The following is a 7,778-nucleotide window of genomic DNA, read 5'->3' as shown; positions in this document are numbered from 1 at the left end:
CCGCCATAAGCGCGGCGCCGGGGAGGATGCCGCTCCCATCGCGGCTATACCACAGCAACATTGCCTTTTACGCAGCTTCCGCCAGTAAGGCACCACCACCACAGCTCCAAGCCCCCACACTCCACCACCGGTGCCCCGCCCCACAATTTTGTCAATACCAACCTCTTTCCTAAATTCCGCTACAAAAAACTATCTTTGCAGCAAATTTTCAAAAACATGACCGAAAAGGACTTTATCCCTACCCGTTATACAAACCAGGCAGGCCGTGGCAGCTTCACCTGGAGCGCGCCAAGCAATATTGCCCTCGTAAAGTACTGGGGCAAGAAACAGGGCCAGGTACCGGCCAACCCGTCGGTCAGCTTCACCCTCAACAACTGTAAGACAATAACAAAGCTGGATTTTGAAAAAAAGGAAGGCAAAAGTGATTTTTCATTCGATCTGCTGTTCGAAGGTAAACCGAAAGAGGATTTTAAACCGAAAATCCTGAAATTTTTCCAAAGGGTAGAGCAGTACGTGCCTTTCCTTAAAGAGTATCATTTTACTATACATACGGAAAATACATTTCCGCACAGTTCAGGCATAGCATCATCGGCCTCGGGCATGGCGGCACTGGCTATGAACCTTATGAGCCTGGAGCGCGAACTGAACCCTGAAATGACAGATGAATACTTTTACCAAAAGGCATCTTTCCTGGCGCGGTTAGGCTCGGGCAGTGCCTGCCGCAGCGTTAAAGGGAATATCGTGGTATGGGGTGAACACAAGGATATTAACGGCAGCAGCGACTTGTTTGGGGTTGCGTTTACAGGTACTGTGCATCCTGTATTCCACAATTACCAGGACACCATACTGCTGGTTGACAAAGGCGAAAAACAGGTAAGCAGCACTGTGGGGCATGGCCTTATGCACGGGCATCCGTTTGCGCAGCAGCGCTTTGCCCAGGCGCACGAAAATCTTTCGGCTATAAAAAAGGCACTGGCAGGGGGCAATGTTGAGGAGTTTATCACTATTGTGGAGAGCGAGGCGCTGACGCTGCATGCCATGATGATGACATCGCAGCCGTATTTTATCCTCATGAAGCCCAATACGCTGGAAATAATAAACCGTATATGGAAATTCAGGGCTGAAACCAACATACCCGTATGCTTTACCCTTGATGCCGGTGCCAACGTACATGTTTTGTACCCCGAAAGCTATACAAACCAGGTAATGGAATTTATTAAGGCAGAATTAGTTGCCTATTGCCAGAACAGTCAGTACATTTGCGATGCCACAGGAAATGGGGCAATTATTCTTTAATAAAAGTTTACGTAATAATAAGTTACAGTATTTAACGTTTTTTGTTGTACCTTTATCAAAATTATTTTAATGAAAGGGCCATTATTTTACTCAAAGATCCTTCTTTTCGGGGAGTACGGAATCATAAAAGACTCTAAAGGTTTATCCATTCCCTATAATTTTTATAACGGTGCGCTGAAGATGGATGGAAATACATCCGCAGAAGCCCTTAACTCAAACCGAAACCTTAAAAAGTTTGCGGAATATCTTGCTGGCCTGCAGGAAGAACAGCCGGAACTTGTACAGTTTGATATTGATGCACTTAGCCGCCATATCGGCGAAGGGATGTATTTTGACTCTACCATTCCGCAGGGATATGGTGTAGGCAGTAGCGGTGCGCTTGTAGCGGCTATTTATGACCGCTATGCCAAAGATAAAATTACGGTGCTTGAAAACCTTACCCGCGACAAGCTCCTGCAGCTTAAAAAGATATTCGGGCAGATGGAAGCGTTTTTCCATGGGAAAAGTTCTGGGCTCGACCCGCTGAACAGCTACCTGAGTATCCCAATACTTATCAATTCGCAGGATAATATCGAAACTACCGGCATACCAAGCCAGGCTGCCGATGGTAAAGGTGCGGTATTCCTTTTAGATTCAGGCATTGTAGGCGAAACCGCCCCTATGGTTTCTATTTTTATGGAGAACCTTAAAGACAAAGGTTTCCGCGACATGTTTAAAAAAGAATTTGCCAGATATACCGATGCCTGTGTAGATAACTTCCTGCATGGCGATTTCAAATCGCTTTTTGCCAATACTAAAAAGCTAAGTAAAGTGGTGCTTAACAACTTTAAGCCGATGATTCCGGAGCAGTTCCACGAGTTGTGGCAGAAAGGCATTGAAACCAACGATTATTACCTGAAACTTTGCGGCTCAGGCGGTGGGGGTTACATACTTGGCTTTACCGAAGACCTGGACAGGGCAAAGGAATCACTAAAAGGCCATAAGCTGGAAGTAGTATACCAGTTCTAAACCTGTGCCTGAAAATTTTTCTATCCTTAACGCGCTGCTGCTCTCTGTATTTACTGGGTTTGGCATTGTTGTACCTATAACAGCTTCATTGCGTACCTCCAACCTTAAGAAGATAGCGGTTAAAGAAGCCTTTATACTTAGTGCCGTACAGGTGCTGAGGGTTGCCGGCATATTGTATTTTGTCCTTTTTTGTGTTGATGCTTATTTGCAGTACCGAGCGATGTATAGTGGCAACCAAGTTGTTATAGTGCAGTCGCCGCTATTTAATGAATACTGGTTTGCTTTATGGGGCAGTCCTTTAATGTACTTGTTGCTTTCCCAATTATTCTGGATAAAGAAGCTGTACATAAAAAAAGCGGCGTTGATAACATTTGCCGTAATGCTGCTGATACTTCCTTCACAGCGCTTATTAATAATAATCACAACTTTTTACAGAGATTACCTTCCGAGTAGCTGGATGATGTACCAGGGCGATTTTGTTGTAAAGCTGCTTCTTAATATTGTGGTTTTTATGTTCGTTGTTTTTGCAGTTATGGCAGGGACAGGTAAGCTGAAGAAACTGGCGGAGTAGCTGTTTTATTTTGAATGAAGCATAGCGAAAAGAAAAATCTTTGGGATATCTCTCCACTGTCGAAGTGGAATACCCTGAACCTTATTGTAAAGATACACCCCTGCCTCTCAAAAAAAGTTGTCTTATTCCTGCTATTACATTAGTGTTGCAGATTCTTTAAAATGCCGCGCCACCACTTTATTTACAATTTCCTGTGTTATATCAGGATAGTTTACCGGTACAGGCTGCCCATTTTCCAGCCAGTCCTTTATAACAGGTTTGCTGTCAGGTTTCAGGCTCTTCACTACCGGCACGCCCATGGCTTTGAGCGCTGCTGCATTAAGTTGCTGTTCGTACTGGTTTTTCATGGGTATTACCAATAATTTTTTTCCCAGATAAAGTGCCTCCGCAGGGGTTTCAAAACCTGCCCCGCACAGTACACCGGCCGATGAAGCCATGCTTGCAGTAAACTCTTCATTATTTATGGGCTGTACCGTAATGTTATTAACCACAAGCATTTTCTTGTTATGTTTGGAAAACACATCCCAGTTTACTTCCGGGTATTCTGATAACCTCTTGATGAGCTTGGCATCATCATACGCAGGTAGGTAAACCGTGTAGTGGCCCTCATTGGTAACCTGCTGGCCACGCACCTGGCCGCGAATTACTGGTGTAAAAATAGTAGTGCCATTACCGGAAAAATGAAACCCGTAAGCTTCAGTTGAAGGGGCGTATTGCTGCAGTATCAGCCTGCCCATCTTGTCGGTGCTTTCTGCGGGCGGGTAGGCAGGGTTAAGGACGGCTGCCTGGTGGCTCAGGGCTATACAGGGTTTGTTCTTAAAGTAACATGCCCAGGCTGTTACAGGTTCAAAATCATTTATAACAAGGTCATAATTTTCTACAGGGAGCTGCCTTACGCTTTTCACAAACTTCCTCAGGTTGGTGCGTTTCAGGGTTTTCCACATATCTACACCGCCGTTTTTACCAAAAATAAAGCTAAGCCCCCTAAGCGGGTACTTTACCTCAAAAGGCAGTTTCAGGTCGCCCTGTATACCGCTTACCACAATATCAACTTTGCCGTGCTGCTGCAGGTAGGGTATAATATCAAGCGCGCGGCTCAGGTGGCCGTTGCCCGTTCCCTGTATAGCATATAGTATCTTCATGCTTAATTATCCTTTTAAAAAATCACGCAGCCATAACCCTGACTGCTTTATAGTACGCTGCTGCGTTTCAAAATCTACGTGTACCAGCCCAAAGCGGGCATTATAGCCTTCAGCCCATTCAAAATTATCGGTCAGGGTCCAGACAAAATAACCGTTAACATTTACGCCTTCCTGTTTTGCTTTCAGCACCTCTGCCATGTGGTCCTGCAGGTACTGTGCCCGCCGGGTATCATTAACACTGCCGTTTTCCACCCGGTCAGGAAATGCAGCGCCATTTTCAGTAACAATTATATTTTTTATGTTATTATATCCGCCAAATTTTTTGAGCATATAGTATAACGAAGGGGGGGGTAAACTTCCCACTTCATATCTGTAACCGGCACACCCCCTCTCCCCGGCATTTACCAGCGCAGCCCCGATATAAGGAGTAAACAATGATGATTTTACCACTTCGCGGGTATAACATTGCAGGCCGATAAAATCAAAGTCAAAAGGCATCAGCTTTTCATCTCCCGGCAGTATGTAGCGGTTTATCTTCCTCACTACGGGCAGGTCGGCCTCAGGGTAGCCAAGCCCAAGCAAAGGCTCAATGAACACACGGTTAAGCAGGGTGTCAACCCGTTTTGCCGCCGCAATGTCCCTTGGGCGTATGGTGGCAGGCTCAATATGCGTACATGAAAATGTGGTGCCAATATGGGCGTCAGGCAACGAACTGCGCAGTACCCGTGCGCCTTCGGCTGTAGCCAGTGTGGCATGATGCACTGCCCTCAGGAAATTTACCAGGCCCCTGCGTCCCGGCGCATGGATGCCTAAAAAATAGCCTGCCCCGGTAAAAACAGAGGGCTCGTTCATGATCATCCAGTTTTTAACCCTGTCACCAAAGTTATCCGCACATATTTGGGTATAGTCAGTAAACCATGAAACCACATCCCGGCTGGTCCATCCGCCTTTTTGTTCCAGTGCCAGCGGCAGGTCCCAGTGATAGAGGGTAACCCATGGTGCAATACCCTGTTCAAGCTGGTAATCTATAACCCTGTTGTAATAGTCAATGCCTTTCTGGTTTACGGGGTGCAGGCCTGTCGGTATAATGCGCGGCCAGCTCAGGGAAAACCTGAAATTAAGAATGTTGATTTCTTTTACCAGGTCCAGGTCTTTTTTATAGCAGTTGTAAAAATCGCAGGCAATGTGGGCATCATGGCCGCTTTTAATGCTTTTTTTACGCGATGTGAAATCATCCCATATAGAAGGCCCTTTTCCGTCGGCATCGTGCCCGCCCTCAATCTGGAAGGCGGCGGTTGCCACACCCCAGTTAAAGTTGTTCCCGAAAGCGGATCTGTCCAAAAAAGTTGTATTACTGTTATCCATTCAAACCTGTGCTGCAAACAGTGGGGCTGTTAATGCATGTAAGATGATTGCATGGCCCTGATGAGCAACCACTGCCGGAATGAAAAGAAATATTTTAGGATGAAAAACTTCATAATGAGTGTTTTATGCAAAATAAAGCTATAGAAGTTAAGTGTGCGTATCAGGTTTGTTATCAAAACATTAAGTGTTTTTTATTTTTTGAAAGCCGCCTGTAATACCGCTCATGATTTTAAAATTTGCGCTGTGCAGGAAATAACAGCAAAACAAATTAGCAAACTACACTACAAAAAAACATTATACCTATCTTTACCATACTAAAACACATAAGTAACAGTTTACAATACTAAAATTTCTATGGCTTCAAGGAAAACGCGGCTCACACTCATGAAGGTATTCAGCCTTTTCTCAGTGGTGCGCGGCTATAACATACCTGTAATAGCGCTGGCACAGTACCTTTCGGCCATTTTTATCCTGGCGCCGGAGCAGCGGGCGCTTGATGTACTGCTTGATGCCAACCTGTTCCTCATTGTGCTTGCGTCATCGCTTACCATAGCTTCAGGTTATATTATTAACAACTTTTACGATGCGCAAAAAGATCTTATTAACCGACCCAAAAAGTCGATGCTTGACCGTCTTGTAAGCCAGCAAACCAAGCTGCATGTATATTTTGCGCTTAACATACTGGTAACGCTGCTGGCATTTTTAGTGTCATGGCGGGCGGCAGTGTTCTTTTCAGCCTATATTTTCCTTATATGGTTCTACTCGCATAAGCTTAAAAAATACCCCGTAATAGGCAACCTTACTGCGGCCCTCCTGGCAGTGTTGCCTTTTTTTGGCATCCTTATGTATTTTAAAAACTTTTACCAGGTCATTTTTGCCCATGCCACCTTCCTGTACCTGCTTATACTTACCCGCGAACTTATAAAAGACCTCGAAAATATTAAAGGTGACCTTGTGGCTAACTACCGCACCATACCTGTAATGTTTGGCGAGGCTATGTCTAAAAGGCTTATAACCGCCCTTACCTTTTTAACGCTGATACCTGTTTACCTGCTCATTGAAATATATGATGTAGGCTACATGGACATTTACTTTTATGCAGGAATGATATTTATTATCTATTTCCTTATCCTTTTGTGGAAAGCAGAAACCCAAAAGCAATACCTCCGGCTTCACAACATCCTGAAGTTCCTTATTGTTACCGGCGTTTTCTGCATTGTACTTATCGATCCTTCCGTGCTGGTAAACGGGCGCAACCTGCTGTACTGATAATATTTGCAATCAGCGGCAATTATAGTGTATCTTTGCGCAATAAATTCACAGCAATGGCTTACGGCAATACAAATAAGGGTAACGCTTCAGGGAAAGGCGGCGACAGGAAGAAAAGCACCCCGGCAGGCAAATCGCCAGGCAGGACTGCACCAAAACCGGGTGCGGGGGGAGAGCGCAATAAAGATGGCTTTTCCAGGCCGAAGCAGGCATTTTCTAAAAAGAAATACGAAAAGAAAGAGGCCCCGGCTCCAAAACCGGCAGCCAACCCTAGTGAGCTCAGGCTAAATAAATACATATCGAACGCGGGTGTTTGCTCGAGAAGGGATGCCGATATATATATACAAAGCGGCAATGTGAAGGTAAACGGGAAGGTTATAACCGAAATGGGGTACAGGGTACAGCTGAGTGACAAAGTGGAGTTTGACGGTAAAATACTAAACCCTGAGCCTAAAGAATATATCCTGCTGAACAAGCCGAAAAACTTCAGTACCTCGGGTGATGCGGAAAAAAGCATGCGCAATGTTATGGAACTGGTTCGCAATGCTACCGGGGCCAAAATCCAGCCTATAGGAAGGATGGACGCTACAACTACCGGGCTGCTGATATTTACCAATGATACCGAACTGGTACGGAAGTTTGCACAACCAAACCAAAAGTCGTTCAAAATTTACCAGGTATCGCTGGACAGGAACCTGAAATTTGAAGACCTTGAAAAGATAAGCGAAGGTGTTACGCTTGACGGGCACCGGCTGTATATAGACGAAATAAGCTATATAGAAGGCCAGCCCAAGACCGAAATAGGCCTCAAGCTGCGTACCCCTAACGTAAAAGTAGTACGCGCCATATTTGAGCAGTATAATTATGATGTGCTTAAGGTCGACCGTGTCGCTTTTGCCGGGCTTACCAAGAAAAACCTTCCCCGTGGCAACTGGAGGTTCCTCACCGCGCAGGAAGTGATTAACTTAAAAAATGTATAACAAGGCACTTCTCCCCGGGGCATAACACAAAAACTCCCACAAGTACGCTGATAAGCACCACGAGCAGCAATCAGGGTGCCTGTCATAAACGCCCGGGCCCGCTGTCCACTCTATCTCCCCGCCGCAAAAGCGGGCGGCGGGGAGGAT

The 7,778-nt window shown here is 45.5% G+C and carries 7 protein-coding genes; 5 read left to right on the top strand and 2 right to left on the bottom strand.

Annotated features, from left to right (window positions below; translation table 11 throughout):
- Window positions 1-216 precede the first annotated feature (216 nt).
- From CHU92_RS01950 to CHU92_RS01940, 3 genes are all read left to right on the top strand, one after another.
- Window positions 217-1,296 carry a diphosphomevalonate/mevalonate 3,5-bisphosphate decarboxylase family protein gene (locus CHU92_RS01950; protein ID WP_094412064.1) on the top strand — a complete coding sequence of 360 codons (1,080 nt, stop codon included), beginning with the start codon at window positions 217-219 and terminating at the stop codon, window positions 1,294-1,296.
- A 69-nt stretch (window positions 1,297-1,365) separates the two neighbouring features.
- Window positions 1,366-2,304 carry a mevalonate kinase family protein gene (locus CHU92_RS01945; protein WP_094412062.1) on the top strand — a complete coding sequence of 313 codons (939 nt, stop codon included), beginning with the start codon at window positions 1,366-1,368 and terminating at the stop codon, window positions 2,302-2,304.
- A 4-nt stretch (window positions 2,305-2,308) separates the two neighbouring features.
- Window positions 2,309-2,875, top strand: a complete 567-nt coding sequence (locus CHU92_RS01940) for a hypothetical protein (protein ID WP_094412060.1) — start codon at window positions 2,309-2,311, stop codon at window positions 2,873-2,875.
- Window positions 2,876-3,009: 134 nt separating this feature from the next.
- On the opposite strand, the gene CHU92_RS01935 is transcribed toward CHU92_RS01940, so the two are convergent.
- Together CHU92_RS01935 and CHU92_RS01930 are read right to left on the bottom strand one after the other, a co-directional pair.
- On the bottom strand, window positions 3,010-4,017 hold the full coding sequence (locus tag CHU92_RS01935; RefSeq protein ID WP_094412058.1) for a glycosyltransferase family protein: 1,008 nt from the start codon (window positions 4,015-4,017) through the stop codon (window positions 3,010-3,012).
- A gap of 6 nt (window positions 4,018-4,023) precedes the next feature.
- The gene (locus tag CHU92_RS01930; RefSeq protein ID WP_394335724.1) at window positions 4,024-5,358 is read right to left on the bottom strand and encodes a GH1 family beta-glucosidase; all 1,335 of its coding nucleotides are present in this window, start codon (window positions 5,356-5,358) and stop codon (window positions 4,024-4,026) included.
- Between the two features lie 378 nt (window positions 5,359-5,736).
- Between CHU92_RS01930 and CHU92_RS01925 the strand changes: the two genes are divergently transcribed.
- Together CHU92_RS01925 and CHU92_RS01920 are read left to right on the top strand one after the other, a co-directional pair.
- On the top strand, window positions 5,737-6,651 hold the full coding sequence (locus tag CHU92_RS01925; RefSeq protein WP_094412054.1) for a geranylgeranylglycerol-phosphate geranylgeranyltransferase: 915 nt from the start codon (window positions 5,737-5,739) through the stop codon (window positions 6,649-6,651).
- A gap of 56 nt (window positions 6,652-6,707) precedes the next feature.
- Window positions 6,708-7,631 (top strand): pseudouridine synthase, encoded by a 924-nt coding sequence (locus CHU92_RS01920; protein WP_094412053.1) that lies wholly within the window; start codon window positions 6,708-6,710, stop codon window positions 7,629-7,631.
- Window positions 7,632-7,778 lie beyond the last annotated feature (147 nt).

Origin of the sequence: Flavobacterium cyanobacteriorum, from assembly GCF_002251835.1 — a bacterium.
Taxonomy (GTDB): domain Bacteria; phylum Bacteroidota; class Bacteroidia; order Flavobacteriales; family Flavobacteriaceae; genus Flavobacterium; species Flavobacterium cyanobacteriorum.
This window is presented reverse-complemented; position numbering and strand designations above follow the sequence as displayed.